This is a genomic window from Lentzea sp. CA-135723, assembly GCF_050936595.1.
Classification (GTDB): Bacteria; Actinomycetota; Actinomycetes; order Mycobacteriales; family Pseudonocardiaceae; genus Lentzea.
Map to the genome: position 1 here is coordinate 4244469 of NZ_JBNJMK010000001.1, position 26467 is coordinate 4270935.

Below are 26467 nucleotides of genomic sequence, written 5' to 3' on the forward strand. Positions count from 1 at the left end.
TGACAGCACTTCTAGGAGACGAGGACGGCGAGCACGGCGATGAACAGCAGCTGCAGGGCCAACATGACCGGCCCTGCGGAGGCGGCGGCGGCGAACGCCAGCAGGCCCATCACACCCGACAGGGCCAGCACCTCCGGCCATCCCGGGCGGGCGAAGCGCGCTGTCGTCGGCTCCACCAGCGACTGCGTCATCGTGGTCTCCCTCCTGTCGATTAGTACGATCCGAGGATATGTACTAGCACGAAATGCCGCAACTGTACCGGCACGCTGAGCCGATCTGTACCGGTACGCTCGGTGGCATGTCCACGAGGGAAGAACTGGTCAGAGCCGCACTACGGCTGGTGAACACGAGCGGCTTCGGCGCCCTGAGCGTGCGGGGGGTCGCCAGGGAGGCCGGCGTGGGCGCCACGACGTTGCGCCACTACTTCCCGTCGCAGGCCGCCCTGCACCTCGCGGTGACGACCGAGTTGGTCGCCTCGCTGCTGACCGACCTGGCCATCGAGGACGACACCGAAGACCCTGCCGTGCGCCTCTACGACTGCCTCCTGCAGTTCCTGCCGGAACCCGACCAGGAGATCTCGTTGCGGGACAACTGGTTCGACCTCAACTGCTCGGCGTTGGCCCCGAACGCGCCCGCCACTCTGCGCAACGTCCTGAAAGCCGGTCATGAGGCGTCGGTCGCCGCGGTGCGCCGCTGGCTCTCCACACTGGCGGCGCAGGGGCACCTGGCCGACGAGGACGTCGACGACCAGGCCGCCCACCTGCTGGCGTTGATCAACGGTCTGCACCTCTGCGCTGTCATCGAACCGGAACGCTACGACCTGCCGCGCGAGAAACGCCTGCTGCAGTGGCACGTGCACCAGTTGCTGACCAGGTGATCTCGGCGCGTCAGGGCTTCTGGTACCCCGGACGAGCCCGCGCCACTCCCCTGAAGCCCGGCGGCTTCGGAGCTAACGCAGGACGACGATCGGGGTCACGTCCAGGGTGGTCCCGGTCTCGTCCCAGCTGTCGACGAAGGCCAGGCAGCCGCACTCCGCGGAGACCGGGAACGGCGCGGTCTCCGCTGCGAACTCCAGCCTGACGCGTCGCCCCGCGAGGTCCCCTCCGAACCGCGCCTCCAGGGTGATCTGCTTCAGCACGGGCTTCTCGAGGGCCTTCGTCTTCGCCGTGGCGTTGTCCTTCCGGTTTCCGGCCGGCTCCGTTTCCTGTTCCGGCGCTGCCTCGGCGACGTCCAGAACCTGGAACCGGCCTCGGAACAGGAAGAGGCCGCCCAGGTTCTCGAGGGCGACCGCGCCCGGCCGGTCCGATCCGTCGAGTCTTCCCCGCAGCGCCGGGCCGCCCTTGACCTCGCCCGACGCCAGCGACACGTGCACGATCTCGTCGTTGCGGTCGAAGATGTCCAGGAGCCTGCTCATGATCGCGGCGGGTTTCGGGTTCTCGGTGAACTCGCGCGTGACCTCGGTGGCCGTCTTGCGCTTCAGGCCGAACCGGCCGGCCGTGCCGTCCGCGGTGGTCGACGCCTCCTTGCGGTGCTTCACCGCCGCGGTCGCCGCGTCCCTGGCCTGTTCCACGAACGGCACGTAGACGTACACGACGGAACCGTGGCTGCGGCGCTCCGCCGCCCGGCGGTCGATGCGCCGGTACACCAACGCGGTCACGGGCAACGCGATCAGCAGACCGGCTGTGATCGTCCAGACGACCATCTCGAACCACCAGTGGGCCATCCACTGCTGGTCGGTCAGGCCGGTGATGTTCTCAGAAGCAACCACGGGTCTCCTTGAAAGCGTCCGCGAGCGACCGGCCCGTCGCGTCGACCACCGAGCCGCCGGTGTCGCCGGCGACGCGGGACAGTTCGGCGGGGTCCGCGTCGCCGAAGCGGATGGCCAGCAGGGGCCCGACCGTGCCGCGGGTTCGTTGTGCGGCCAGGAAGTCGGTCGCCGACATGCCGTTGTTGTTGCGGCCGTCGGTCATCAGCACCACCGACACCTGGGAGCCGGGGGCGGACCTGCGGAGGTCCGCGCCGGCCGCGTACGCGGTGTCCACCGCGGACCAGATCGCCGTGTTCTCACCGAAGTCGGTGGCGCCGATCGTCTTCTCCAGTTCGGCGGTGTCACCGGGGAACGTGAAGTCGCGCTGTTCCAGCACCTGGTCCGCGAACCTGATCACCCGGATGCGCTCGCCGAGGTAGAACCGGACGAAGCTGCCCGTGCTCGGGCTGGTCAGCTCCCGGAACGCGGACCGCAGCGCGTCGATCTGCTCCCTCATCGAGCCGGAGTAGTCGAGGACGAACACGACGTACCGGTGCGAGAGGTCCGGCGTGCCCTGCTTCCGGTAGTTCTCCTGCAGCTTGCGCACCACGCTCAGGTCGTCCGGGTAGTACAGCGCGGTGCCGACCGGCCGGGCCAGTCGTTCGCTGCGCGGCACGTCCGGGTTGACGGGCCTGCGCGCCGTCTTGTCCATGATCCAGCGCTGAGCCCGTTCGGTGCGCAGCCACTCGACGACCGTGTCGTAGGTCGTGCGCTGCTTGTCGTTGAGCAGAAGCAACGGGTGGTCGGCGAGCACGATGCCGTCCGCCGGGTAGACGATCTGCAGCGGTTCGGGCAGGGTTCCGCTCGCGTTCAGCTTCAGCAGCACCGACTCGGTCGCGATCAGCCCGTTGAGCGGTCCCGGCTGCACGAACTGGCCGGCCGCCGCGGCGGAGCTGTCGGTGGCCACGGCGTGTCCCTGCCAGAACCCGCTGAGCCGGTCGCACCTCACGTCGTCGGCGCGCAGTGCCTGACCCGTGCCCGCCGCGGCGGTGGCCACCCCGACCAGGGCGGCCAGACCGGTGCCGCTGTGCACGGGGTCGCCCATGGCGAAGCGCAGGTCTCCGGTCGCGGCGAGGTCCGCGACCGTCGCCCAGGTCGGGGTCTGCGCGCGTGCGGCGAGCTTGCGACCCACCTCGGCGGTCACCCCGATCACCACCGGCGAGGTCATGATCGGCGTGCTGGGCGGCAGGTTCCGCGGCGGTTTCCGGTCGCGCAGCAGCAGCTTGAGGTAGCCGTCCGACGACGGCCACGCGAAGTCGTGGCCACCGGTCCCCTCCGCGAGGGTGTCGCCCAGGTCGACGGTCGGCCGGTAGTCGAGTTCGACCCGGATTCCCCGCTCCTCGCGCAGTTCTTCGAGCAGCGGTTCCAGGTCGCGCAGTTCCGGGCTGGCGAGCACGCGCACCCGGACAGACGAGTCGCCGCCGAAACACCCCGCCCCCGTCAGGACGAGGAGGACGACGACCGCGCACGACAGCAACCTCTTCATTCGGGGCACGTCCTGACGCCGTCCAGCACCTTCTTGATCATGACTTCGAGGAGCGCCTCGTCCGGTGAAGCGACCGTGGTGGCCGCGTTCTTCATGTCCGGCACCGGCACTTCCTCGTGAACCAGGTACTCGGCCAGCTTGCGGCTGTCGAGGCCGGTCTTGTCGTCGACCAGCCGGAAGCCGAGCTCCAGCGCCCGCCGGCGGATCGGTTCGTCCTCGTCCAGGACCTTGCCGAGCCGGTGCCCCTTCTCGGTGAACGAGACCAGCTGCGGCTGGGACTCCATGCTCGGGTTCGGGTAGAGCATGACCCGCTCGAGGTCCGGGACGTCGTCGCGATCGACGGCATCGAGCTGCAGGTCCAGGAAGAGGTGCTCGTACATGACGATGAGCGGGGACTGCTCCCCCTCCGGCACCCGGTAGAGGGCGTGCAGGTCCTCTTTGGACATTCCCCTGGTGAGCAGCAGGTCCTTCAGCTTGCCCGCCGTCTCCTCCGCCTTGTCGGGTGAGGTCACGACTTTCTTGCCGTTCTCGACGTAGGCCAGCATGGCGAGCCAGGCGCCCGCGTGGTTGGCGTCGCACAGGTCGCCGGTCTCCACCAGCACCCGGTTCTCACCGAGCGCGGGGTCCAGGTCCTTCCACTTCGCGCCTTTTCGCATGAGCTCGACGAGCTTCTCCACGTCGAGGTTGTAGTAGATCGGCTTGCCGTAGGAGGGCGTGTTCGCGGGCGCGACCTGGGGCGTCACCACCCCTTCCTTCTCCAGCACGGTCACGTACTTCCGGAACGTGGCGATCACGACGGGGCTCATGTACTGCAGCTTGTTCTGCCGCGCGCCCTTCTGCGCCTTCGCCTTGATCGCGGCGGGCTGGCCGGACGGGAACACGAAGTCCACCCCGCTCAGGTCGGAGGTCACCCCCGCCCTCGACCCCTTGGGGGTCACCGTGACCCGCAGGTGCGAGGTCAGCAAGCGGTCCCGGATGACCTCGTCGTCGAACAGCACCTTCTTCGATCCGACGTTCCCGTCGACGACCTGCACGGTCTGCCAGCCGAGGTAGATCGCCTTGTTCGGGACCAGGACGCACAGCCCGGCCGCGAGCGCGATCACGATCGGCAGGTACACCCTGCGGGCACGTCTGCTGCGATGAAAGGGATCCGGCCACCGCACGCGCACGAGCGCGCCGTCGCCCGGCTGGTCCACCACGACGATCTCCTCGGGTTCGATGGCGGTGAGTCGACGGTCAGATCGCGCGGCCGCGGAAGGCCGTTACGGACCAAACAACGCCCCGCCGACTGGAATCGACGAGACATCGCCGACGCCGATTCCCTGACACAGCAAGGAATCAGGAGGTGGCACGGTTGGGCGCGGGTGGCCGGCACTGCCTGTGACCGGCGGATGACCGCGTGGATTTCACGCTGTCGGGGACGGCCCGGCGGCGAAGTCGTACCCACAGTTTCATCATCGTCCGATGGATGGCCTGCCCCGACGGTCGTATCGTTGGCCGTCGTGAATGAGCACGCCGCCCGGACGGCTGGTCTCGACCTGCATCTGGGACACCTCGGGCGCAACGTCCGCGCCGGTCTCATGGACGCCTTCCGCGAGGCGATCCGCAGCGGGCGGCTGGCGCCGGGAACGCGGTTGCCGTCGAGCCGGGTGCTGGCCGGTGATCTGGGACTGGGCCGCAACACCGTGGTGCGGGTGTACTCGGAGCTGATCAGCGAGGGCTGGCTCACCGGGGTGCACGGGTCGGGCACCGAGGTGTCGCGGCGGTCGGCCGAGTCGGGTGAGCGTGCGCTGCCTCGGGTTCCGGTCGTGCGGCCTCAGGTGGTGCACGACCTGTTGCCGGGCCGGCCGGACTTGTCGTCGTTTCCGCGGGACGAGTGGATCCGGGCGGTGAAGCGCACGGTCGGTGCAGCGCCGTTCGAGGCGTTCGGGTACGGCGATCCGCACGGCAGGGATGAGTTGCGGGAGGCCCTTGCCCGTTATCTCGCTCGTGCTCGGGGATTGCGCGCGCAGGCTGCCAACGTCGTCGTGTGCAGTGGTGCCGCGGAAGGGTTGCGGCTGGTCGCCGATGCCCTTGCCGCCACTGGAGTTTCGCGGGTGGCGGTCGAGGAGTTCGGGCTGCCCACGCAGCGGCAGACGTTGGTGCGGGCCGGGATCGAGGCGGTGCCGTTGCCGGTCGACGCCGACGGTGCGGTGGTGTCCGAGCTCGACCGGATGCCGGAGGTCGGGGCGGTGCTCCTCACGCCGTCGCACCACTTTCCGCTTGGCGTGGCGTTGCACCCGGACCGGCGGGCGGCGGTCGTGGACTGGGCGCGGCGGCGCGGAACGGTGGTCGTCGAGGACGACTACGACGGCGAGTTCCGGTACGACCGGGCTCCCGTGGGGGCGTTGCAGGGGCTCGACCACGACCACGTGATCTACCTGGGGACGGCGAGCAAGTCGCTGGCGCCGGGGCTGCGGCTCGGGTGGCTGGTGCTGCCCGGCCACCTCGTCGGGGCGGTGGCCGCGCAGAAGGGCGAGACGGAGGAGACGGCCGGGTTCGTCAACCAGCTGGCAATGACCGACTTCGTCGAGTCCGGGGCGTACGACCGGCACGTCCGCGCCATGCGGGTGCGGTACGCGAAACGGCGGCGGCAGCTCGTGGAGGCGCTCGGGCCGGACGTGCGGGTGGCCGGGATGTCCGCCGGGTTGCACGTCCTGCTCGAGGTGCCCGGCCGGACCGGCGCGGAGCTCGTGCGGCGGGCCGCACGCGAACAGCTGGTGTTCGAGCCGCTCGGCAAGTTCCGGCACCCGGAGTCCACTTCGGACCGCGACGGCGTGGTGGCCGGGTTCGCCACGCCCTCCCCCAGCGCCTGGTCGGGTGCGCTGGAGGCGTTGGTGCGCGTGCTCCGGTGAGTCCGACTGGTTCCCGTTCGCGGGCACCAAGTGGTCCCAGCCCGCGGGACGGAACGGGGTTAGTTTCGGGACCATGAAGGCCATCACCGTCCAGGACAAGGGCGCCGGTCCCGCCGGACTCGCCCTGACCGAACGCCCCCACCCGCACGCGGCGGAGAACGACGTCGTCGTGCGCGTGCACGCGGCCGGCTTCACCCCCGGCGAGCTGGACTGGCCCGGCACCTGGACCGACCGCGCGGGTCGCGACCGGACGCCCAGCGTGCCGGGGCACGAGCTGTCCGGTGTCGTGGCGGAGCTCGGCTACGGCACCACGGGCCTCACCGTCGGGCAACGGGTCTTCGGGCTCGCCGACTGGACCCGCGACGGTTCGCTCGCCGAGTTCACCGCCGTCGAGGCCCGCAACCTGGCGCCGCTGCCCGCCGACGTCGACCACACCGTCGGCGCCGCCCTGCCGATCTCCGGCCTGACCGCGTGGCAGGCGTTGTTCGTGCACGCCGGGATCCAGACCGGGCAGACCGTCCTCGTCCACGGCGCGGCGGGCGGCGTGGGCTCGATCGCCGTGCAGCTCGCGCGCCGCGCGGGAGCGAGGGTCGTCGGCACCGGCCGGACCCACAACCGCGACGTCGCGCTCAGCCTGGGCGCCACCGCGTTCGTCGACCTCGACACCGAACGGCTGGAGGACGTCGGCGAGGTCGACGTCGTCCTGGACGTGTTCGGCGGCGAGGTGCTCGCACGCTCGGCGGCCCTGGTCCGCTCGGGCGGCACGCTCGTCACCGTCGCCGAGCCCACCGAGGCCCGGCCCCGCGACGGCCGGACGGTCTTCTTCGTCGTCGAGGCGGACCGGCGGCAGCTGACCGAGCTCGCGAACCTGGTCCGCGAGGGGAGCCTGCGCGTGCTCGTCGGCGAGCGGTACCCCCTGGAAGAAGCGGTGACCGCGTTCACCGCGAAACGCCGTGACGGCAAGCCGGTAATCGTTGTCGCCGACCGCTGACCGCCCCGCAGAGGACGCCTGGAAATAGGAAACGCAGGCCACACCAGGAATCCGCCGATCGCCGCAAACCGAGCTCACTCGGTTTGCGGCTTTCTGCTGTGAGCACCCCGCGAACCTGGTCAGCACCCCCTAGGCCGATCTCGTCCGCGCGCCAAGCAGGCCGCGCAGGACCGGGAAAAGTTGCGGCCGCAAGGCTCGTTCCGACCCGCACGCCTTTCCACCGCAGGCGGCAATCGGCTTCTGCAAACGATGCCAATTCCCTAATTCACATATCTGATTTTTCACATGCTCGAACGTTTTTCACCAGTTTGGACAAAGGTATTGACCAGCACTCTGTTCATTATTAACAATTCCACCCCGCAGTGTGAGCCGCCACACACGCATCCGTCGTCGACCAGTTCATGGAGGCATGTGTGTCCCGAAATCCAGGCTTACGACGAGCAGCCGTGCTCGGTGTCGTGGGCACACTCGCCGCGGCGGGCATCGTCGTGCTGGTCAACGCGGCCGGCGCGGCTCCCGGTGCGGGTGCGCTCACCAACCTCGACACGTCGTCGGGCAACCGCAGGGCCGCGGTGAGCGGTCTCTACGACTGGAGCAAGGCCGGTTACCGGGGCGGGCAGAACCTGCCCGGCGTGGGCGACGTCAACCCCAGCGCGGCCTGCCAGATCACCGCGGCGGAGCTGGCGAGCCAGTTCAACGTCCGCCCGAACGACGGCCAGGACGACTCGGCCGGTCTGCAGGCGGCCATCGACTCGATCAAGACGACCTGCTCGCCGTCCGCGAGCTACAGCAAGCTCAGCCTGATCACGCTGCCCGCCGGTGAGCTGGCCGTGTCGCGCGAGCTGCACGTGGACGCCGACTACCTGATCATCCGCGGTGCCGGCAAGGACGCCTCGAAGATCACGTACCGGCCAGACGCGAACACCCTCTACGACGCCCTCACGCCGGACGGGTCCGACTGGGACGAGGACGGCATGACCTCCGGCGCGGGCAAGGGCGGCTGGCTGTGGCCCGGCCGCGGCCTGTTCCGGGTGCAGTCGCGCGGGGTCGACCCGAGCTACGCGAGCGACTACGCGGCGGCGCCGGAGAACCGCAAGGACATCTTCGAGGGCACGGTCAACGTGCACTGGAAGGTCGGCGCGAAGGTCGCAACGGCCGCGAAGACCGGCGACCGCACGATCGCCGTCGCGTCCGCGAGCAAGATCAAGGTCGGCGAGTTCGTGAACGTCCGCGCGGCGAACTCGGTCAAGTTCTACGAGCAGCAGCAGGCGACCGGCACCGAGTGGCCGATGCTGAACATGCACATGCGGCAGCAGATCTTCACGGTCGCGGCGGTCTCCGGCAACACGGTGACGCTCGACAAGCCGCTGGAGTTCGACGTCCCGGTCAGCTCCGTCTCGGACGGCTCCGCGCCGATCGCCGGCGCCCCGTACGACTCCAAGGTCTCGCCGCTGGTCGACCCCGTCGTCGGCGTCGGCTTCGAGGACTTCGGCTTCACACAGGCGATGCCGGGCCTCAACCAGGCCGACTCGGTCAACAACTACGGCAACATGGCGCCCGCCGCCGAGATGCACGGCATCGTCTTCAAGTGGGCGGCCAACTCGTGGGTCAAGGGCATCCGCGCCGACATGACCGGGTCGCACCCGATCGTCACGGAGGAGGCCAAGAACCTCCAGATCGTGAACAACGAGCTCGACGGTTCGTGGAACAAGGGCAAGGGCGGCAACGGTTACTTCCGCGGCTCCCGCGTGTGGGACTCGCTCTACGCCGGCAACACGAGCCGCAACCTGCGCCACTTCACCTTCCAGTGGTCCGCCTCCGGCAACGTGGTGATCGGCAACGACTTCGACTCCGACCTGAACCTGCACGGTGGCTGGGAGCGCAACAACCTGTTCGAGCTCAACACCGTCAAGGTCCCCTACGCGCACCGCTCGGCCAACTGCCGCGCCAACTGCGGTGAGGAGGGCGGCGGCGGTCCCGACAACTCCAACTGGTTCCCGATCTGGTGGGGCGCGGGCAAGAAGGCCGTGAAGTGGTCCGGCGCGTCCGGTCCCCGCAACGTCTTCTTCAACAACCAGATGACCAAGCAGACCGCGACCGGTGGTCCGTTCAACGACTACTACGCGGACCGGTCGCGCATCTACCAGTTCGGCTGGAACGGCACCGCCTACCAGCACCTGGACGTGAACGGCACGCCGATCGCCGACTGGGCGGGCAACGAGCAGCGCGACTTCACCAACGGCCACGGCATCGACGCCACCAGGACCGACTCGCGGGCGTCGCTGTTCCTGAACTCCGTCGACGGCACCCCGCCGACCAACACCACCACGTCGACGACCACCTCCACCACGACGTCGACCACCACGACCACCACCACTACGACCACGACGACGACCAACCCGCCGACCGGCTCATGCCTCACCGCGAAGGTCACCCAGACCTCGGTGTGGAACGGCGGCTACGGCGCCGACGTCACGCTGACCAACGCCTGCGCCACCGCGACCAACGGCTGGACGGTCGAGTTCGACCTGCCGTCGGGCACGAAGGTCAGCAGCTCGTGGAGCTCGGTCCGGACGAACTCGGGCCAGCACTACAAGTTCACGAACGCGAGCTTCAACGGCTCCATCAAGGCGGGCGCCACGGCGAAGTTCGGCTTCAACGCCTCGGGCTCCGGCCTCCCGACCGGCTGCACCGTCAACGGCAACTCCTGCGGAGGCAACTGATGCGCGGCATGAGAGCACTCGCACTGGGCGCGATCGCCGCGACAGCAGCGGCCCTGCTGAGCGCCGGACCGGCCCAGGCCGCGGCCGTGCTGAAGGCGACGATCACGCAGACCTCCGTGTGGAACGGCGGGTACGGCGCGGACGTCACGATCACCAACAGCGGTGACACGGCCAGCGCGGGCTGGACGGTCGAGTTCGACCTGCCGTCCGGCACCACGATCTCCAGCTCGTGGAGCTCCGTGCGGACCTCGACCGGCCAGCACCACAAGTTCACGAACGCGAGCTTCAACGGCGCGATCAAACCGGGCGCGTCGGCGAAGTTCGGCTTCAACGCCTCGGGCGGCAGCCTTCCCGCGAACTGCACCGTCAACGGCGCGGCGTGCGGTGGCGGCGGCAACCCTCCGGCGGACACGCAAGCTCCCACGGTGCCAACGGGTCCGCGGTCGACCGGCGTGACCTCGGGCTCGGTGTCGCTCGCGTGGACCGCCTCCACGGACAACGTCGGCGTCACCGGCTACGAGGTGCTCCAGGGCGGCGCGGTCGCCACGACCGTCACCGGCACGTCCGCGACGGTCACCGGCCTCTCCCCCGCGACCGCGTACTCGTTCTCGGTGCGCGCCACGGACGCGGCGGGCAACAGGTCGGCGGCGAGCACGGCCGTGAACGCCACGACCAGCCCGGGCAGCGGCGGTGGCAGCACCGTCAACGTCGCCACGGCGGCGGAGCTCCAGGCCGCGCTGGCCGGCGCCCAGGCGGGCCAGACGATCAAGCTCGCGGCGGGCACGTACCGCGGTTCGTTCCTCGCCAACGGGAAGTCCGGCACGTCGTCGCAGCCGATCACGCTGACCGGCCCGTCCAGCGCGGTGCTGATCAACGACGGCCCGACCGGCGAGGCCCCCTCCTGCCCCGCCCCCACGGCGGGCTGGGACTCGGGCTACGGCCTGTGGCTCTTCAACTCCCCGTACTGGAACCTCACCGGGTTCACCGTGCAGGAGTCGAAGAAGGGCATCGTGCTGGACAACTCGCACCACACCACGATCGACTCGGTGTCGGTGCACCACCTGGACGAGGAAGCGGTCCACTTCCGGCGTTCGTCGGGTGACAGCGTGATCCGCAACTCGACCATCACCGACACCGGTCTCGTGCAGCCCGGCTACGGCGAGGGCGTGTACCTCGGTTCCGCGAACTCCAACTGGGCCTGCCACGGCAACAACGGCGGCATCGACCGGAGCGACCGGATCCAGGTGCTGAACAACCGGATCGGCCCGAACGTCGCGGCCGAGGCGATCGACGTCAAGGAAGGCACCTACGACGGCATCATCAGGGGCAACACCTTCAACGGCACCGGGATCACCGGCCAGAACTCTGCCGACTCCTGGGTGGACGTGAAGGGCATCAACTACCTGATCGAGGACAACACCGGCACGTTCCGCAGCCCCGGCACGTTCGCCAACGGCTACGAGACGCACAACACCAGCACCACGCCGAGCCTGCCCAACGGCTGCGGCAACGTCTGGCGCAACAACCGCTCCGACCTCGGGGGCGTCGGTCAGTACGCGATCAACATCACCTCGGTGTCGAAGTGCACGGCGCAGCCGAACGTCGTCTACGCCTCCAACACCGCGACCGGTGCGGTGAAGGGCCTGACGAACGCCAAGGTCACCCCGTAACCACCCCTGCGCGGCCGATGCCCGGCGGACGCCGTCCCGCCGGGCATCGGCCGTTTCCTCAGCTCTGCTCCGCGACGAGCCAGCACAGGCAGAACGGGTGGCCCGCGGGGTCGGCGTAGACCTGGAAGTCGTCGCCGGTGGTGTTGCCGCGCTTCGGCTTCAGCACGGTCGCGCCGAGGGCCATGACCTGCTCGTGCGCTTCGGCGAAGTCCTCGACCCACAGGTCGAAGTGGATCTGCTGCTTGATCGGCCCGTCCGGCCACGTCGGCGGGGTGTGGTCGGGAGCGAGCTGCACGCCGATCCTGGGTTCGCCGCCGACCACCACCATGTGCCAGTCGCCGTCCTCCTCGACGGTGCCCCCGAGCACACCCGCCCAGAAGTGGCTCTCCGCACCGAGGTCTGCGGCGTCGAACGTGACAACCTGGAATTTGATGCGCATGCACGCATCCTGCCAAGGATCACCTGGGGGCACAGATGGAACGAGCGCTGTACGACGAGATCGGCACCGGCTACGCGCTGGGCCGGCGCACCGATGCACGCTGGATGTCCGAAATCCTCACGGCCTTGGGCACGGCGGAGACGATCGCCGACGTCGGTGCGGGCACCGGGTCGTACGAACCGCGAGGCCGCACGCTGGTGGCTCTCGAACCGTCGAGCGAGATGATCAGGCAACGGCCGGCGGGCGCGTGCCCGGCCGTGCGCGCGGTCGCGGAGGCGTTGCCGCTCAGGGACAACGCGGTCGACGCGGCACTGGGCGTGCTGACCGTCCACCACTGGACGGACTGGCGCGGCGGGCTCGCCGAACTGCGCCGGATCGCACCGCGCCAGGTCGTCCTCGCCTACGACACCGGCCTGCACGCCGACTTCTGGTTCGTCCGCGAGTACGTGCCCGAGATCGCCGAGCTGGAACGGACTCGGCCGTCCGCCGGCGACATCGCGCACGAACTGGGCGCGCACACCGTGACGCCGCTGCCGTTGCCGTGGGACTTCACCGACGGCGTGTTCCCGGCGTACTGGCGACGCCCGGAGGCGTACCTCGACCCACGCGTGCGCGCGGCCTGTTCCGCGTTGGCGCAGACCGATCCGGTGGCCGTCGACCGCGGCATCCGCCGGCTGCGCGAGGACCTGCGCAGCGGCCGGTGGCACGCCGAGCACGCGGACCTGCTGGACCTCGACGAGTGGGACGCGGGGTTCCGGCTGATCGTGTCCGGTTGGTCAGAACCACTCCGGTGACCGTCCGAGCGCGGCCAGGATCCGGCGCAGCGGGTCGTCGTCGTGCTCGTCGATCACGGGACCGAACGGCGCGCCGGGCGCCTGGCGGCCCTCGGCGGGCACCATCAGCGCGATCCTCAGCGCAGGTTCGGCCAGTTCGGGCGCGAGGTCGTAGCCGGCGCCGATCGAGCGGGCGACGTCCCAGCCGTGCACGACGTAGTCGATGAAGTGGAAACCGACGGCCTGGACCGCCGGGAAGCTCGCCCCGAACTCCGGCAGGTCGAACTCCCGTTGCGGCACCCCGGGTTCCGCGAACGCCGCGAGCAGGTCGTGAGCGGCTTCGGCGTAGTCGTCGCCATCGCGCACCTCCCACGCCGTGAGGTCGTTCCCGTTTCCTCTTGCCGCGGCGGCGAACCCGCGGTGCTGCGCGGTCATGTGGGCGAGCAGGCCGGCGAGTGTCCACTCCGAACACGGCGTGCGGGCACCCAGGTCGTCGGTGGACACCTTCGAGACGATCTCGACGCTGGTGAGCACGGCGGTCCGATGAACGGCGAGCAGGTCATTGATGTGCATGCGATTACGATAAGCACGTGCACATGATTACCGCAAGGTCGCTATCATGCGAACCGTGGACGGCCGGCGACGTGACCTCGCGGCGATGATCGCGCCGCTGCAACGCGCGCTGGTCGCCGCCGAGCAGCCGGTGCTGCGCGCGCACGGCCTGAGCATGTGGGGCTACGTCGTGCTGGACGCGCTCGAAGGGCAGCCGGTGCGTACCCAGGTCGCGCTCGCGGAGGTCATCGGCGCCGACAAGAGCCGGATCATCGGCGTGCTGGACGAACTGGAGACCGAGGGCCTGCTGGAACGCACCCGCGACCCGGCGGACCGCCGCGCCCGGCTGGTGAGCATCACCGCCGAGGGCCGTCGTCGCCACGGCGTGGTCCAGGCGGAGATCCAGCGCGGCGAGGAACGTCTGCTCGCCCGGCTGGACCCGGCCGACCGCGAGACACTACTGCGCACGTTGGCACTGCTCGCCGACGAGTCCCAGAAGGCTTGAGGAGAACCCCGTGCCCGACCTGCACGCGCTCTACCGCGACCTGCACGCGCACCCCGAACTGTCGTTGCAGGAGTTCCGCACAGCCGGCGTGCTCGCGGACGCGTTGCGCCCGTTGGGGTACGAGGTCACGACCGAGATCGGCGGCACGGGTGTGGCCGGCGTGCTGCGCAACGGTGACGGGCCGCTCGTCATGCTGCGGGCGGACATCGACGCGTTGCCCGTGCTGGAGGCGACCGGACTCCCTTACGCCTCAACGGCGCGCGCGACCAGCCCGGACGGTGAGGACGTGCCGGTCGCACACGCGTGCGGGCACGACATGCACGCCACGTGCCTGGTCGGGGCGGCCGAACGGCTGGCTTCGTCCCGCGACGAGTGGTCGGGGACGTTGCTCGTGGTGTTCCAGCCGGCCGAAGAGCTCGGGCGCGGTGCGCGGGCCATGGTCGCGGACGGGCTCTTCGAGCGGTTCGGCACGCCGGAAGTCGTGCTGGCGCAACACGTCAGCCCGTTGCCCGCCGGGATGCTCGCGTACGGCACCGGCCCGGTGATGGCGGCCTCCGACTCGGTGCGGGTGACGCTGTTCGGGCGCGGCGGCCACGGTTCGGCGCCCGAGACGGCGGTCGACCCGGTGCTGATGGCGGCGCATTGCGTGGTGCGGCTGCAGGGAATCGTGTCCCGCGAGATCGCGCCGTCCGAGCGGGCCGTGGTCACGGTCGGGCGGTTGCAGGCGGGCACCAAGGAGAACGTCATCCCGGACACGGCCGAGATCGGCGTGAACATCCGGTCGTTCAGCGAGCACGTGCGCGGCATCGTGAAGGCCGCCGTCGAACGGATCGTGCGGGCGGAGGCCACCGCGTCCGGTGCGCCGCGCGAGCCCGGGTTCGACTGGTACGACGGCACTCCGGTGCTCGTGTCCGATCCGGACGCGACCACGAGGACGATGGCCGCGTTCGCCGAGCACTTCGGCAAGAACAACCTGATCCCGGGCGCGGTGGTGAACGCGAGCGAGGACGTCGGCGTGTTCGGCGCGTCGGCGGGCGTGCCGACGGTGTTCTGGTTCCTCGGCGGCACGGACTTCGGCCAGCGCGAACCCGGTCAGCCCGTCGCGATGAACCACGCCCCCGAGTACGCGCCGGACATCGAGCCGACGCTGGCCACCGGGGTCGACGCGCTCGTCGTCGCCGCCAGGACGTGGCTGCGGTAAGCGATTTCCGGACGAGCGCGCAGTCCGGCCTACCCCCTCCATCGTCCGGTGTGTCGCAGGCGTTTCACATAGCGCACAAATTGGTTGTGACCTGCGCGTTCGACCGCTTAGATGGCCACGTCGGACACGACAGATTTCTTTGGGGGAAGTCAAATCATGCGTCTGAAGCGTGCAATCGCGGCCGTGGTCGGTCTTGCGGCCATGGTCACCGTCATCAGTGCGGCGCCGAGCTCCGCGCAGGGGGAAGTTCCGTCTTTCAAGGGCGTCGAGCGCGAGCGGGGTCCGAAGCCGCTCACGACCGACGGCCAGTCGTTCCTGGAGATCAACGCCGCCGGTGAGCTCGTGCACTGGCAGCGGGCAGGCGAGAGCTACGCCAAGCAGGTCCGCGGCTGGGGCTGGCAGGGCACCCGCGCCATCACGACCCTCGACAACCAGACGTTCCTGGAGGTCAAGGGTGACGGCCGGCTGTCCAAGTGGACCTGGAACGGTGGCGCGTACACCGAGGCCGTCGTCGGCTGGGGCTGGGGCAACGCGCGCCTCGTGACCGGTGTCGCGGCGAACCAGTTCATCGAGGTCAACAACCAGGGCGAGCTCGCCTACTGGACGTTCGACGGCTCCAACAACCTGTCCAAGGTCGTCCGCGGCTGGGGCTGGCAGAGCACGAAGAGCGTCACGGGTCTCGACCCATACCTCTTCATCGAGATCAAGGGCGACACGGTCAACTCGCTGTCCTTCTGGGTCAACGGGCAGGGCGGCCTGTCCGAGTACCCGGAGGTCGGGGACAACCGCTGGATCCGGCTGATCGCCGGTGGCGACGTCGACCACTTCACGGTCATCGCGACCGACGGCACGCTGCTCGAGTACGCGTGGAACGACACCGACGGCTACAAGCCCACCGCGCGCGGCTGGGGCTGGCAGGGCACGCGCCTGATCGGCTGATCGGGCTCGCAACACCCTTGCTCTGAAACGAAAGAGGTCCCGTCCACCGGATGCACCGGTGGACGGGACCTCTTTTCGTGCCAACGGTTCTAGCGTGCGGCGATGCCGTCGTACATGACCCGCCTGAGCGCTTCGCTCTGCGCCGCCTGGGATTCCGGCGTGCGCAGCGACGAGATCGCGGTGCCGAGGATCATGCCGTTGATGGCCCGCGCGGTGTTGTCCACGTCGAGGTCCGCGCGCAGGTAGCCCAGTTCCACGCCGTGCGTGAGGTATGCGGCCGTCAGCGAGGCGGCCAGGTCGAACAGGTCGAGGATGCGTTCGGCCATCGCGCGGTCGATGCCGGGCGCCTCGAACAGCAGCAGGCGCGGCACCCTCTGGTCCTCGCCGAAGATCTTCTGCAGCGACTCGCCGATGCGCGCGGACTGCTCGCGGTACTCGGCCAGCGTCGACACGGCGTCCGGGGCGTTCTCGGCCGTGAGGGCGCCGGTGACGCGGCCGACCAGATCGTCCACGACGTGGTCGACGATGTCCCGCTTGTTCTGGAAGTAGCGGTAGAACGTGCCGTGCCCGATGCCGAGCCGCGCGGCCACGTCGGCGATGCCCGTGGCGTGGTAGCCGCGGTCGGCGAAGCAGTCGAAGGCCGCGTCGATGATCTCGCGGCGCAGCTCCTGCTTCTTGCGCTCGGCGCGGCTGACGGGCTCGGCACTGGACGTCATGGTTACTGAGTCTATGACCTGCGCGCTCTTGTGATCACGAGCCGAACTGACATACCGTTCCGAAACTGACACGCGGTTCCGTTTCAGGTCGGGAGGCCGGGATGCACGACGCGGTGATCGTCGGCGCGGGGTTCGGCGGCATGGGCGCGGCGATCGAGCTCCAGCGGCTCGGGTTGCGCGACCTGCTGATCCTGGAACGCGAGGACGACCTCGGCGGCACGTGGCACGTGAACCGCTATCCGGGGCTCGCCGTGGACATCCCGTCCTCGACCTACTCGTACTCGTTCGAGCCGAATCCGCACTGGTCACGGCTGTTCGCGCCGGGTGAGGAGCTCAAGCGGTACGCCGAGCACGTGGCGGTGAAGCACGGGCTGCGGCCGTTGATGCGGTTCGGCGTGACGGTGACCGGGGCGCGCTGGCGCGGCGACCACTGGGAGGTCGTGGCGGGCTCGTCCGTCTTCACCGCGCGGTACCTGGTGACGGCGACGGGGTTCCTGTCGATGCCGAAGACGCCGGACATCCCGGGCATCTCGTCGTTCGAGGGTCGGGTGGTGCACACGGCGGCGTGGGAGCCCATCGACCTGACCGGTAAGCGGGTGGCGGTCATCGGCACGGGCGCGACCGCTGTGCAACTGATCCCCGAACTGGCGCGGCAGGCGTCGGCGTTGACGGTGTTCCAGCGCACGCCGATCTGGGTGAGCCCGAAGCCCGACTACCCGATTCCACCTGGCGTGCGGAGGTTGTTCGCGCGGCTGCCGTTCGCACAACGGGCTGTGCGGTGGCTCGGCAGCTCGGTACTGGAACTGATGATGATCTCCGGGGTGGTGCGGTACAAGCAGCTGCGGGTGGTGAACCGGCTCGCCGAGCGTTGGTGCCGGGCGCACCTGCACCGGCAGGTCCGCGATCCGTTGCTGCGCCGCGAGCTCACGCCCGACTACTCGTTCGGCTGCAAGCGGCCGACGTTCTCGAACGACTACTTCCGCACGTTCACCCGGCCGCACGTGCGGCTTGAAACGTCCACTGTGGAACGTGTCGACGCGCGTGGTCTCGTGACCGCCGACGGGCGGACCGACGTCGACGTCCTCGTGCTGGCCACCGGGTTCAACCTGTGGGACACCAACTTCCCGGCGTTCGAGGTGATCGGGCGGGACGGCAGGGACCTCGGCGCGTGGTGGCGGCAGAACCGGTTCCAGGCCTACGAGGGCGTGACGGTGCCGGGGTTCCCGAACTACCTGTCGCTCAACAGCCCGTACTCCTACAGCGGCCTGTCGTACTTCACGACGATCGAGTGCCAGATGGCGCACATGCGCCGTTTGTTCACGGGGATGCGTTCGCGTGGTTCGTCGGTTTTCGAGGTCACGCGACGCGCGAACGACGAGTTCCTCGAGCGGATGCGCGCGAAGGTCGCGCAGAACTCCGTGTTCTCGCTGGGGCAGTGCGCCACGGCCCACAGCTACTACTTCAACCAGCACGGCGAGGCGACGTTGCTGCGGCCGACCTCGACGATCAGCGCCCACCGGGCCGCGTCGAGCTTCCCGTTGGCGCACTACGACTTCTCGGGGCAAATCGACCATCAGGTCCGACAAAGGAATGCACGGGCGCAAGTCCTACAAATGCGCACGAATGATTTGTGTGAATAAGTTAGTACTTGTTAACGATCTCGCTGCCGCTCATCCTTTCGTTGCCCTGACTGAACATTCACCTCGACGGACACCCGGCTCCCCCTGCAACCGAGGGCCGGTCTGTTCGCCCTGCAACGAGGAGAAAAATGCAAGCGAGACGTTCTCTCGTGCTGGCCGCGGCGGGGTCACTCGTCGCTGCCGTGATCAGCCCGCTCGGCTCCCAGGCCGCGCCGGCCCAGCCCGTTCCGTCCGCGGAGGCGCTGGCCGTCGACGCGGCCTCGACGCTCGTCGCGAACCGCCCGGCAGAGCTGCACGCCGGCGCGGACGACGCGTTCGTGCGGCACGCCGTCATCTCGTCCACCAACGGCCTGAAGTACGTGCCGTACGACCGGACCTACAAGGGACTTCCGGTGGTGGGCGGCGACTTCGTGGTCGTCACCGACTCGACGGGCCAGGTCCTGCAGACCTCCGTCAGCCAGAGCTCCACCATCAACCTGCCCGCGACCAAGGCTTCCGTCACCAAGGCGCAGGCCGAGGCCACCGCCCGCACCACGATGTCCGCTGTGGACGGCGTCGGCGCGGCCGAGCAGGTCGTCTACGCCCTCGACGCCGCACCCTCGCTGGCCTGGAAGGTCACCGTGACCGGCCGTGACGCGGAGGGCCCGAGCAAGCTCGACGTCGTCGTGGACGCCGCCACCGGCAAGGTGCTGCGCAAGCAGGAACGCGTCCTGCACGGCACCGGCACCAGCGGCTGGAACGGCCCGAACCCCGTCACCATCGCCACCACGCACACCGGCTCGAACTACTCGCTCAAGGACCCCGCGCTCACCAACGTGAGCTGCCAGGACGCGGCGAACAACACGACGTTCACCAAGACCACCGACACCTGGGGCAACGGCACCCAGACCAATCGCGAGACCGGCTGCGTCGACGTGCTGTTCGCCGCCCAGACCGAGTCGAAGATGCTCTCGCAGTGGCTCGGCCGCAACGGTTTCGACGGCAACGGCGGCGGCTGGCCGATGCGCGTCGGCCTGAACGACCAGAACGCCTACTACGACGGCAGCCAGGTCCAGATCGGGCACAACAGCGCGGGCCAGTGGATCGGCTCGATCGACGTCGTCGCGCACGAGCTCGGCCACGGCATCGACGACCACACGCCCGGCGGCATCTCCGGCGCGGGCACGCAGGAGTTCGTCGCGGACGTCTTCGGCGCCACCACCGAGTGGTTCGCGAACGAGCCTTCCCCGTACGACACGCCGGACTTCCTGGTCGGCGAGACGATCAACCTCGTGGGCCGCGGCCCGATCCGCAACATGTACAACCCGTCCGCGCTGAACCACGCGAACTGCTACTCGAGCTCCATCCCGAACACCGAGGTCCACGCGGCCGCGGGCCCCGGCAACCACTGGTTCTACCTGCTCTCGCAGGGCACCAACCCGACCAACGGCCAGCCGACCAGCACGACGTGCAACAACACGTCCATCACGGGCCTGGGCGTCGAGAAGGCCATCAAGATCTTCTACAACGCCATGCTGCTCAAGACCTCCGGCAGCTCGTACCTCAAGTACCGCACCTGGACCCTCACCGCGGCCAAGAACCTCTACCCCGGCAGCTGCGCTGAGTTCAACACGGTCAAGGCCGCCTGGGACGCCATCAGCGTGCCCGCCCAGTCCGCCGACCCGACCTGCAGCGCCACCGGCGGCGTGACGGTCAGCAACCCCGGCAACCAGTCCTCGCAGGTCGGCACCGCGGTCAGCCTCCCGCTGTCGGCCAGCGGCGGCACGGCCCCGTACACCTGGTCCGCCACGGGCCTGCCCGCCGGCCTCTCGGTCAACGGCAGCACCATCTCCGGCACCCCGACCACCGCCGCCACCTCGAACGTCACCGTGACGGCGACCGACAGCGCGGGCAAGACGGGCTCGGCGTCGTTCTCCTGGACCGTCGGCAGCACCGGCGGCAACTGCTCGGGCCAGAAGCTGCTGAACCCGGGCTTCGAGTCCGGCGCCGCCTCCTGGACCGCCAGCTCGGGCGTCATCGGCCAGCACAGCGCCGACGGCCAGCCCGCCCGCACCGGCACCTGGTCCTCGTGGCTGAACGGCTACGGCTCGTCGCACACCGACACGCTCTCCCAGTCGGTGACGATCCCGTCCGGCTGCAAGGCGTCCCTGACGTTCTACGTCCACATCGACACCCGCGAGACCGGGAGCACCGTCTACGACAAGCTGACCGTGACGGCCGGAACCTCCACGCTGGCAACGCTTTCCAACACCAACGCGGCCGCGGGTTACGTCCTGAAGACCTTCGACCTCTCGTCGTTCGCCGGCCAGACCGTCGCGCTGAAGTTCACCGGCGTCGAGGACGCGTCGCTCCAGACGTCGTTCGTGATCGACGACACGGCGGTGACCCTGAGCTGAGGCTCCTAGTCTGAGCACCTCAACGGCGAGAGGTGCTCATGAAGAACGAGCTGTACGCGGTTGCCGCGATCGTGGACTCGGTCGCGGCAACCGTGCGTCGCTTTGGCGTGACACGCCCTGTGACGAAGACCGCACTGATGCCGGCCCTGGCCGTGGCCACCCCACCCCGTGACCCCGCCATGGCGCTGGGCCTGGCCGGCTCCTGGGCAGGCGACATAGCCCTGCTGGGCGACTCCGACCGGGCGTTCCGAACAGGACTCTTCAGCTTCCTGGCCGCCCACGTCGGCTACACGGCGGCCCTGGCCCGCCGCTCCACCCCGGGCTCCCGCAAGGCGGTCCTCCCGATCGTCGCCGCCTCTTCGGTCGGCGCCCTCGTCTTCGCCCGCGCGGCAGGCCCAATGGGCAAGCCGGTAGGCCTGTACGCCCTGACGCTGGGCACCATGGTCGCCGCCGCCTCCACCGCCCGAGGCACGGGCGCCCGGCGAGTTTTCGTTGGTGCAGCACTGTTTGCGGTGTCAGACGCGCTGCTCGGCGCGAGCCGGTTCGTCCTCAAGGGACGCGCGGCACGAGTGGCGTCGGCGGGCGTCATGCCGACCTACGCGGCGGCCCAGTGGCTCCTGCACACGGGGTTCTCGGCGTCCACGGAGTGACCCCCGCGAAAACTCGGTGGAACCCCCGTGCTAACGTTCTTCATGTCGGAACGAGCAAGGCTCCGGCACACAAACAAGCGCCGCTAGCTCAGTTGGTTAGAGCAGCTGACTCTTAATCAGCGGGTCCGGGGTTCGAGTCCCTGGCGGCGTACTCCAGAGAAGCAGGTAGAGATTCGTCTCTACCTGCTTCTTTGCTTTTCGCGTCCTCATCCGAATTCTCCGTTTCGTGGTTCTGGATCATGGTTTGCGAGCCCGAGGACATCCCTGGGATTAAGGGGTCACGCCGCAGCGGCGTGGTGAGCCCAGGCGGTGGTCTCGTCGTAGGTGGTGCGGCTGGTCAGGCAGCCGTGGAGAATGCCGACGAGTCGGTTGGCGAGGTGGCGCAGGGCGGCGTTGTGCGGCACGCTGCGGGCACGTTGGCGGTCGTAGTAGGCGCGGGCTCCAGGTGACGCGCTCAGTGCGCTCATGGCTTGGCGCATGAGCGAGTCGACCAGTCTGGCGTTGCGCACGTACCGGCAGTTCACGGTGGTCTTGCGGCCGGAGGCGATGGTGATCGGGCTGGTACCGGCGTAGTTCTTGCGGGCCTTCGGGCTGGCGTACCGGGTCCGGTCGGCGCCGAACTCGCCCAGCGCCCTGGCGCTCAAGGTCTCGCCCATGCCCGGCTGAGACAGGTAGATCTCCGCGTCCGCGTGCTTGCGCAGACGTTTGACCATCTCGTTCTCGACGGCGGTGATCTCCACGACGAGCACGGCGATCACCGCCACCGACGCCCTCACCGTGACGGCGTAGGCACGCTGCAGAGCCGCTGGCACGCGCAACTGCTCGGAGTTCAGAGCCCTGTGGATCCGGTCAGCTCGCTCTTCGATCTTTCGCCTGCTCGCACGCTGAAGCACCGCGACGATCTGCTCCCTCGTGACCTTGGCCGCGGCGTCCGGGTCGGGGCACGCTTCAGCAGCTCGAGCACGTCAGGAGCGGCAAGATCCTCACCGAACGCGGCGAGAGCTGCCGGGTAGAAGTCGCGCAACTTCGCCCTCAGGCGCGCGACCTGACGTTGGCGGTCCCAGATCAGCGTCTGGTGCGTGCGAGCGAGCAGTTTGATGGCCTCGGACAGGTCGCTGTCACCGGCGATCGGGCGGAGCTGGTGCGAGTCGGTGCGCACCATGTCGGCCAACGCGTGCGCGTCGGCGGCGTCGCTCTTCGCGCCGGATAAGACGAACCGCTCGCGGAATCGGCCGGTCTGACGAGGGTTCACCGCGAACACGCGATAGCCGGCCGCGACGAGTGCCGTCACCCACGGGCCGCGATCGGTCTCGATCGCGATCAACACCTGTTCGGGCCCGACTCCGTCTGAGTGGTCGGCGATCAACGTGTGCAGGCGCGTGACGCCCTCCACGCCCTCGGGCAGGCGGACCGCGACCAGCGTGCGGCCGGTCGCGTCCATGATCTCGATGTCGTGATGACCCTCAGCCCAATCATCACCGACGAACAACACGTCACATACCTCCACGCCTCGGCAGCACTTCGATCAGTGGGAGAACGCCGGCAGTCAATGGTCCTGTGCTCACACCAGCGCCATGGCGGGCACGACATCCCTTCAGCGGTCGCTCATCCCCAGCCAACGGCAAGCGCACGCGCCTCGGGAAGGACTCACCCACTCCTCAATGGCCAAGTGCTCACTCGACGACGACCGTCAGTCGCCATCTTGGCGCACGCTGACGCCTTGACGGCTGCGGTCGCCTTTCGCGGTCAAACCAATCCGCGTTGCGGAAGCCGCCGAATCACCGGTGTCCACAGCGCGACTCGGCGCTGGCGCCACTGGGAGGTCGATCAGCGTGTACCAAACCGGCGTCGTGCTGATCGCAGTGCTCGCGGCGGTGTCGCTGCTGCCGTCGCCCGCGCCCGCGTTGTGGGTGGTCCGTGCTCTCGCGCTGAGCCTTGCGCCTCCGTTGGCGCTGTTGGCGATTGCGCTGGCGGTGGTGGCGGCGTTCGACGGGGATCTCGTCTTCGCGATCGCCGCCGCGGTCGTCGCCGGCGCGCAGGTCTGCGTTGCCGGTGCGCAGTGGGGGCAGGCGCGGATGATGGGTGCCCGCCCGTCGCTGGTCGCCGCGTTTTTGGACCTCACCGGGTTCCTTCGAGCGCGAGCGCCTGAGACTCGTGAGCTCGTTTCTCGGGACGGCGCTCGTCTGCCGCTCGGTGTCTGGCATCCCGCGGACCGCACCGACGCGGGGCCCGCGGTCGTGCTGGTGCACGGTGGTGGCTGGGCGGGCGGGAACTGGCGGCAGCTGCGTGCGTATGCGAGCTGGTTGGCGGACAACCGGTATCGGGCCGTCTGCATCAGTTATCGGCTGGCTCCGCCGGCGCGGTGGGACGTGGCGCCGTTCGACGTGGTCGATGCGCTGCACTGGGTCGAAGAGCACGCGTTCGAGCTCGGCATCGACCCTCAGCGGATCGCGTTGTTCGGTTCGTCCGCGGGTGGGCATCTGGCGTTGCTTGCGGCGAGCCTCGACGAACGGCCGTGTGCGGTTGTGTCGTTGTACGGGCCGACAGATCTGTTGTCGCTCTACGACGTGTTGCGTCGCAAGCCGATCACGCCGGTCGATCGTGAGGTGTCGCCGTTGGTGGACTTCCTCGGTGGTGCACCGGAGGACGTGGCGTCGCGCTGGGAGTGGAGTTCTCCCATCGCTCACATCGAGTCGGCACCGGCACGCGTCTGCGTTGTCACCGGTGCGCAGGACCAGTGGGTGCCGTTGGAGACGATCACGCCGTACATGGTGGCCCCGGAGTTGCCGACGCTCGTCGCGCTCAAGCGAGCCGACCACTGCTTCGACCTGGTTTGGGGTTCGATCCCCGCACAGACCGCACGCTTCGCGATCCTCGAGTTCCTGCGTCAGGCGTTCGCGGGCCGCTGACGCCAGTGTGGCGTCAGCGGCTCCAAGGGCCTACTTCGCGAACGCCACGCCGACGACGTCGCCGCCCGCGAGTCCGACGACCGAGGCGCGACCGGTCTCCAGGTTGATCTTCACCAGGATCGAGCCTCCGAGCAGGTTCAGTGCGGGGCTCACGGCGGCCAGGGCGTGGTGACGGCCGTTGACGGTGGCGATGTCGAAGCCGTTGGTCTTGTCGACGTCGACGCCGAGCTTGCCGATGGTGAAGAGCTGGCCGGTGTTCGGCGAGACGACCGGGGTGACGCCCGTGGCGGTGCCTTGGGTGACGAGGGTGTCCTTGGCGCTGTCGAGGTCGTAGAGGGTGGTGGACGTGGCTCCGGCGACGCTGTTGGTGTAGCCGGCCCCGGACACCCTGGGGGTGGTGCCCGCCGCGCGGTCGCCCGGTGCGTACGCGAGGGGGCCGTCTGTCGCGGCGAGGGCGCCGGTGTCGGGGACCAGGCGCAGGTTCTGGCCGGTCGAGGTGACCAGGCGGATGCGGTCCACGGTGGGGTTGAAGTCGAATCCGATGGCGGTGCCGGTGAGGGCGAGCGGGGTGCCGACGGCGGTGGCGCGGCCGGTGCGGGTGTCGAGGGTGTAGAGCTGGCCTGAGCGGCCGATCGCGTAGAGGACGCCGGTGGCCGGTCGCACGTCGATGCCGGCGAGCCGGTCGTGGGCCTTGAGGCCGGTGACGCGGACGCGGTGCTGGGCGAACAGCGGGGACGACCAGCTGCGGGTGCTGAGCACGCCGTCGTCGGTGAGCAGGTGGACGCGGAGCTGGTCGCCGGACGCCGAGGCGGGGGCCGCGCCGAGGATGCCGGCGAGCAGGGCTGCCGCTGCGGCGATGGCGGTCGTGCGAGCGATGCGCATGGTCTCTCCCAAGTGCGGTGAACGCGGAACGCGGGTGTGTACGACGCCTCCCGGCCCGGCGTTGAAGCACGAACCGAACAAATCAGACCCATCCGCGCGGACGCCGGTGACGAACCCGGTTCAGGAGTGGCGACGGGGAGCTCATGGCGATCATCGGCAAGCGGGCGGAGCTGGACCTCAGAGCCGTGTACGCCGCGCACGGCCCGGAGATCTACCGCTTCGCCCTGCGGCAGCTCGGTGACCGCCAGGCGGCCGAAGAGGTGGTGCAGGAGGTGTTCCTGAGAGCCTGGCGGTCCGCCGACCGCTTCGACCCGGACCTCGCGAGCCTGCGGGTGTGGTTGTTCGCCATCGCCCGCAACGTCGTGGTCGACGAGGCTCGGGCGCGTGCCCGGCACCACCGGCGTCTGGTCGCGGCAGCGGCGAATTGGCCAGGAGCCGCCGCTGACCACGCCGACGCGGTGCTCGACCAACGCCTCGTGGAGCAGGCGCTGCTGAGGATCAGCGACAACCACCGCGTGGCCCTGGTGGAGACTTACCTGCGCGGACGGTCCTACCCGGATGTCGCGGCCGAACAGGGTGTGTCGCAGGTGACGCTGCGCAGCCGGGTCTTCTTCGGGTTGAAAGCGTTGCGGCTGGCGATGGAGGAGATGGGGGTGCCGCTGTGAACGACTTCGTGCACGAACGGCGGACCGAGCTGCTCGGCGCCTACGTCCTGAACCACCTCACCGGCCACGAGCTCGCCGCCGTGCAGGACCACCTCGACGAGTGCGCGGAATGTCAGCGCACGGTCGCCGAGTTCGCCCCGGTCGTACGCGCGCTGGCCCGCGTGGACGCTGACGACGTCACGGTGCCCGCACATCTGGAAGAGCTCGTCGTGCAGCGGGTCGACGCCCAACGCGGACGACGCAGGCGTGTCCCGCTCCTCCTCACCGCCGCTGCCGCCGTAGTGATCGCGGGCGCGACCTGGTGGTACCTGCGCCCGAACGTGCCGCTCGAACCGGTCGCGCTCGACCGGCAGGCTCCTGGCGTCACCGCGGAGGCGTCGCTCGTCCCGCACACCTGGGGAGTCGAAATCAAGCTCGACGGCCAGGGGTTCGCCGACGGGCAGGCCTATCAGGTCGCCGTCACCCGTGCCGACGGTGGCGAGGTGTCCGCGGGCTCGTTCGTGGGCACCGGCGAGAACGTCATGCACTGCAACTTGAACAGCTCGGTGCTGCGCGCGAACGCGTCCGGTTTCGTCGTCCGCGACGCCGCCGGGGCGATCGCCCTGTCCTCGACGTTCCCGCAGCGATGA

General features: G+C 69.4%; 23 protein-coding genes, 1 tRNA gene and 1 pseudogene. 16 read left to right on the forward strand and 9 right to left on the reverse strand.

Annotation, left to right across the window (positions count from 1 at the left end; genetic code table 11):
• Positions 1 to 11 precede the first annotated feature (11 nt).
• Positions 12 to 191 (reverse strand): hypothetical protein, encoded by a 180-nt coding sequence (locus ACQEU1_RS18935; protein WP_433203098.1) that lies wholly within the window; start codon positions 189 to 191, stop codon positions 12 to 14.
• A gap of 107 nt (positions 192 to 298) precedes the next feature.
• On the opposite strand from ACQEU1_RS18935, the gene ACQEU1_RS18940 reads away from it, so the two are divergent.
• Entirely contained in the window at positions 299 to 877 is a 579-nt protein-coding gene (locus tag ACQEU1_RS18940) for a TetR/AcrR family transcriptional regulator (protein WP_433203101.1), read from the forward strand.
• A 72-nt stretch (positions 878 to 949) separates the two neighbouring features.
• Here ACQEU1_RS18940 and ACQEU1_RS18945 read toward each other — a convergent pair whose 3' ends face one another.
• Genes ACQEU1_RS18945 through ACQEU1_RS18955 form a run of 3 tightly spaced genes read right to left on the reverse strand, consistent with a single transcriptional unit; the run spans position 950 to position 4492 of the window.
• The gene (locus ACQEU1_RS18945; RefSeq protein ID WP_433203104.1) at positions 950 to 1768 is read right to left on the reverse strand and encodes a hypothetical protein; all 819 of its coding nucleotides are present in this window, start codon (positions 1766 to 1768) and stop codon (positions 950 to 952) included.
• Positions 1755 to 3293: a substrate-binding domain-containing protein gene (locus ACQEU1_RS18950; protein WP_433203107.1), complete on the reverse strand. Its 1539-nt coding sequence runs from the start codon at positions 3291 to 3293 to the stop codon at positions 1755 to 1757. The genes ACQEU1_RS18945 and ACQEU1_RS18950 overlap by 14 nt, the downstream gene beginning before the upstream one ends.
• A complete protein-coding gene (locus ACQEU1_RS18955) occupies positions 3290 to 4492 on the reverse strand; it encodes a hypothetical protein (protein ID WP_433203110.1) in 1203 nt (400 codons plus the stop codon). Before ACQEU1_RS18955 ends, ACQEU1_RS18950 begins: the two co-directional genes overlap by 4 nt.
• A 303-nt stretch (positions 4493 to 4795) precedes the next feature.
• Between ACQEU1_RS18955 and ACQEU1_RS18960 the strand changes: the two genes are divergently transcribed.
• The 4 genes from ACQEU1_RS18960 (at position 4796) to ACQEU1_RS18975 (ending at position 11571) form a co-directional block, all read left to right on the forward strand.
• Complete coding sequence (locus ACQEU1_RS18960) at positions 4796 to 6187, forward strand: PLP-dependent aminotransferase family protein (RefSeq protein ID WP_433203113.1); 1392 nt, start codon at positions 4796 to 4798, stop codon at positions 6185 to 6187.
• 73 nt (positions 6188 to 6260) lie between these two features.
• Entirely contained in the window at positions 6261 to 7178 is a 918-nt protein-coding gene (locus ACQEU1_RS18965) for an NADP-dependent oxidoreductase (protein ID WP_433203116.1), read from the forward strand.
• A gap of 446 nt (positions 7179 to 7624) precedes the next feature.
• Positions 7625 to 9901 (forward strand): cellulose binding domain-containing protein, encoded by a 2277-nt coding sequence (locus ACQEU1_RS18970; protein ID WP_433203119.1) that lies wholly within the window; start codon positions 7625 to 7627, stop codon positions 9899 to 9901.
• 8 nt (positions 9902 to 9909) lie between these two features.
• Positions 9910 to 11571: a cellulose binding domain-containing protein gene (locus ACQEU1_RS18975; RefSeq protein ID WP_433203122.1), complete on the forward strand. Its 1662-nt coding sequence runs from the start codon at positions 9910 to 9912 to the stop codon at positions 11569 to 11571.
• Between the two features lie 58 nt (positions 11572 to 11629).
• On the opposite strand, the gene ACQEU1_RS18980 is transcribed toward ACQEU1_RS18975, so the two are convergent.
• The gene (locus ACQEU1_RS18980) at positions 11630 to 12010 is read right to left on the reverse strand and encodes a VOC family protein (RefSeq protein ID WP_433203125.1); all 381 of its coding nucleotides are present in this window, start codon (positions 12008 to 12010) and stop codon (positions 11630 to 11632) included.
• A 104-nt stretch (positions 12011 to 12114) separates the two neighbouring features.
• On the opposite strand from ACQEU1_RS18980, the gene ACQEU1_RS18985 reads away from it, so the two are divergent.
• The gene (locus ACQEU1_RS18985) at positions 12115 to 12804 is read left to right on the forward strand and encodes a class I SAM-dependent methyltransferase (RefSeq protein WP_433211579.1); all 690 of its coding nucleotides are present in this window, start codon (positions 12115 to 12117) and stop codon (positions 12802 to 12804) included.
• Here ACQEU1_RS18985 and ACQEU1_RS18990 read toward each other — a convergent pair.
• Positions 12787 to 13356 (reverse strand): TIGR03086 family metal-binding protein, encoded by a 570-nt coding sequence (locus ACQEU1_RS18990; protein ID WP_433203128.1) that lies wholly within the window; start codon positions 13354 to 13356, stop codon positions 12787 to 12789. The two genes, ACQEU1_RS18985 and ACQEU1_RS18990, sit on opposite strands and share 18 nt — an antisense overlap.
• Positions 13357 to 13402: 46 nt before the next feature.
• Here ACQEU1_RS18990 and ACQEU1_RS18995 point away from each other — a divergent pair, with 46 nt between their 5' ends.
• The 3 genes from ACQEU1_RS18995 (at position 13403) to ACQEU1_RS19005 (ending at position 15980) form a co-directional block, all read left to right on the forward strand.
• Positions 13403 to 13840: a MarR family winged helix-turn-helix transcriptional regulator gene (locus tag ACQEU1_RS18995; protein WP_433203131.1), complete on the forward strand. Its 438-nt coding sequence runs from the start codon at positions 13403 to 13405 to the stop codon at positions 13838 to 13840.
• A 10-nt stretch (positions 13841 to 13850) separates the two neighbouring features.
• Entirely contained in the window at positions 13851 to 15041 is a 1191-nt protein-coding gene (locus tag ACQEU1_RS19000) for an amidohydrolase (RefSeq protein ID WP_433203134.1), read from the forward strand.
• A gap of 156 nt (positions 15042 to 15197) precedes the next feature.
• A complete protein-coding gene (locus tag ACQEU1_RS19005) occupies positions 15198 to 15980 on the forward strand; it encodes a hypothetical protein (protein WP_433203136.1) in 783 nt (260 codons plus the stop codon).
• Positions 15981 to 16069: 89 nt separating this feature from the next.
• On the opposite strand, the gene ACQEU1_RS19010 is transcribed toward ACQEU1_RS19005, so the two are convergent.
• Positions 16070 to 16696 carry a TetR/AcrR family transcriptional regulator gene (locus tag ACQEU1_RS19010; RefSeq protein ID WP_433203139.1) on the reverse strand — a complete coding sequence of 209 codons (627 nt, stop codon included), beginning with the start codon at positions 16694 to 16696 and terminating at the stop codon, positions 16070 to 16072.
• A gap of 101 nt (positions 16697 to 16797) precedes the next feature.
• On the opposite strand from ACQEU1_RS19010, the gene ACQEU1_RS19015 reads away from it, so the two are divergent.
• The 4 genes from ACQEU1_RS19015 (at position 16798) to ACQEU1_RS19030 (ending at position 21533) form a co-directional block, all read left to right on the forward strand.
• Positions 16798 to 18336, forward strand: coding sequence for a flavin-containing monooxygenase (locus tag ACQEU1_RS19015; RefSeq protein ID WP_433203142.1), 1539 nt, complete (start codon positions 16798 to 16800; stop codon positions 18334 to 18336).
• 128 nt (positions 18337 to 18464) lie between these two features.
• A complete protein-coding gene (locus tag ACQEU1_RS19020; protein ID WP_433203145.1) occupies positions 18465 to 20732 on the forward strand; it encodes a M4 family metallopeptidase in 2268 nt (755 codons plus the stop codon).
• A 38-nt stretch (positions 20733 to 20770) separates the two neighbouring features.
• The gene (locus tag ACQEU1_RS19025; RefSeq protein ID WP_433203148.1) at positions 20771 to 21382 is read left to right on the forward strand and encodes a lysoplasmalogenase; all 612 of its coding nucleotides are present in this window, start codon (positions 20771 to 20773) and stop codon (positions 21380 to 21382) included.
• A gap of 77 nt (positions 21383 to 21459) precedes the next feature.
• Positions 21460 to 21533 (forward strand) — tRNA-Lys (locus ACQEU1_RS19030).
• A 127-nt stretch (positions 21534 to 21660) separates the two neighbouring features.
• On the opposite strand, the pseudogene ACQEU1_RS19035 reads toward ACQEU1_RS19030, so the two are convergent.
• A pseudogene (locus ACQEU1_RS19035) lies at positions 21661 to 22874 on the reverse strand (IS110 family transposase).
• Between the two features lie 340 nt (positions 22875 to 23214).
• Between ACQEU1_RS19035 and ACQEU1_RS19040 the strand changes: the two are divergent.
• Positions 23215 to 24291 carry an alpha/beta hydrolase gene (locus ACQEU1_RS19040; RefSeq protein ID WP_433203151.1) on the forward strand — a complete coding sequence of 359 codons (1077 nt, stop codon included), beginning with the start codon at positions 23215 to 23217 and terminating at the stop codon, positions 24289 to 24291.
• 30 nt (positions 24292 to 24321) lie between these two features.
• On the opposite strand, the gene ACQEU1_RS19045 is transcribed toward ACQEU1_RS19040, so the two are convergent.
• Positions 24322 to 25173, reverse strand: coding sequence for a DUF4394 domain-containing protein (locus tag ACQEU1_RS19045; protein ID WP_433203154.1), 852 nt, complete (start codon positions 25171 to 25173; stop codon positions 24322 to 24324).
• Between the two features lie 143 nt (positions 25174 to 25316).
• On the opposite strand from ACQEU1_RS19045, the gene ACQEU1_RS19050 reads away from it, so the two are divergent.
• Complete coding sequence (locus tag ACQEU1_RS19050) at positions 25317 to 25838, forward strand: sigma-70 family RNA polymerase sigma factor (RefSeq protein WP_433203157.1); 522 nt, start codon at positions 25317 to 25319, stop codon at positions 25836 to 25838.
• A complete protein-coding gene (locus tag ACQEU1_RS19055; RefSeq protein ID WP_433203160.1) occupies positions 25835 to 26467 on the forward strand; it encodes an anti-sigma factor family protein in 633 nt (210 codons plus the stop codon). Before ACQEU1_RS19050 ends, ACQEU1_RS19055 begins: the two co-directional genes overlap by 4 nt.

Bases quoted from the DNA above. Each gene is read 5' to 3' on its own strand.
- ACQEU1_RS18965 (WP_433203116.1), top strand. From the start codon at position 6,261: ATGAAGGCCATCACCGTCCAGGACAAGGGCGCCGGTCCCGCCGGACTC.
- ACQEU1_RS19045 (WP_433203154.1), bottom strand. From the start codon at position 25,173: ATGCGCATCGCTCGCACGACCGCCATCGCCGCAGCGGCAGCCCTGCTC.
- ACQEU1_RS18980 (WP_433203125.1), bottom strand. From the start codon at position 12,010: ATGCGCATCAAATTCCAGGTTGTCACGTTCGACGCCGCAGACCTCGGT.
- ACQEU1_RS18990 (WP_433203128.1), bottom strand. From the start codon at position 13,356: ATGCACATCAATGACCTGCTCGCCGTTCATCGGACCGCCGTGCTCACC.
- ACQEU1_RS18950 (WP_433203107.1), bottom strand. From the start codon at position 3,293: ATGAAGAGGTTGCTGTCGTGCGCGGTCGTCGTCCTCCTCGTCCTGACG.
- ACQEU1_RS19015 (WP_433203142.1), top strand. From the start codon at position 16,798: ATGCACGACGCGGTGATCGTCGGCGCGGGGTTCGGCGGCATGGGCGCG.
- ACQEU1_RS18995 (WP_433203131.1), top strand. From the start codon at position 13,403: ATGCGAACCGTGGACGGCCGGCGACGTGACCTCGCGGCGATGATCGCG.
- ACQEU1_RS19010 (WP_433203139.1), bottom strand. From the start codon at position 16,696: ATGACGTCCAGTGCCGAGCCCGTCAGCCGCGCCGAGCGCAAGAAGCAG.
- ACQEU1_RS19025 (WP_433203148.1), top strand. From the start codon at position 20,771: ATGAAGAACGAGCTGTACGCGGTTGCCGCGATCGTGGACTCGGTCGCG.
- ACQEU1_RS19050 (WP_433203157.1), top strand. From the start codon at position 25,317: ATGGCGATCATCGGCAAGCGGGCGGAGCTGGACCTCAGAGCCGTGTAC.
- ACQEU1_RS18975 (WP_433203122.1), top strand. From the start codon at position 9,910: ATGAGAGCACTCGCACTGGGCGCGATCGCCGCGACAGCAGCGGCCCTG.
- ACQEU1_RS19005 (WP_433203136.1), top strand. From the start codon at position 15,198: ATGCGTCTGAAGCGTGCAATCGCGGCCGTGGTCGGTCTTGCGGCCATG.
- ACQEU1_RS18940 (WP_433203101.1), top strand. From the start codon at position 299: ATGTCCACGAGGGAAGAACTGGTCAGAGCCGCACTACGGCTGGTGAAC.
- ACQEU1_RS19020 (WP_433203145.1), top strand. From the start codon at position 18,465: ATGCAAGCGAGACGTTCTCTCGTGCTGGCCGCGGCGGGGTCACTCGTC.
- ACQEU1_RS18985 (WP_433211579.1), top strand. From the start codon at position 12,115: ATGTCCGAAATCCTCACGGCCTTGGGCACGGCGGAGACGATCGCCGAC.
- ACQEU1_RS18935 (WP_433203098.1), bottom strand. From the start codon at position 191: ATGACGCAGTCGCTGGTGGAGCCGACGACAGCGCGCTTCGCCCGCCCG.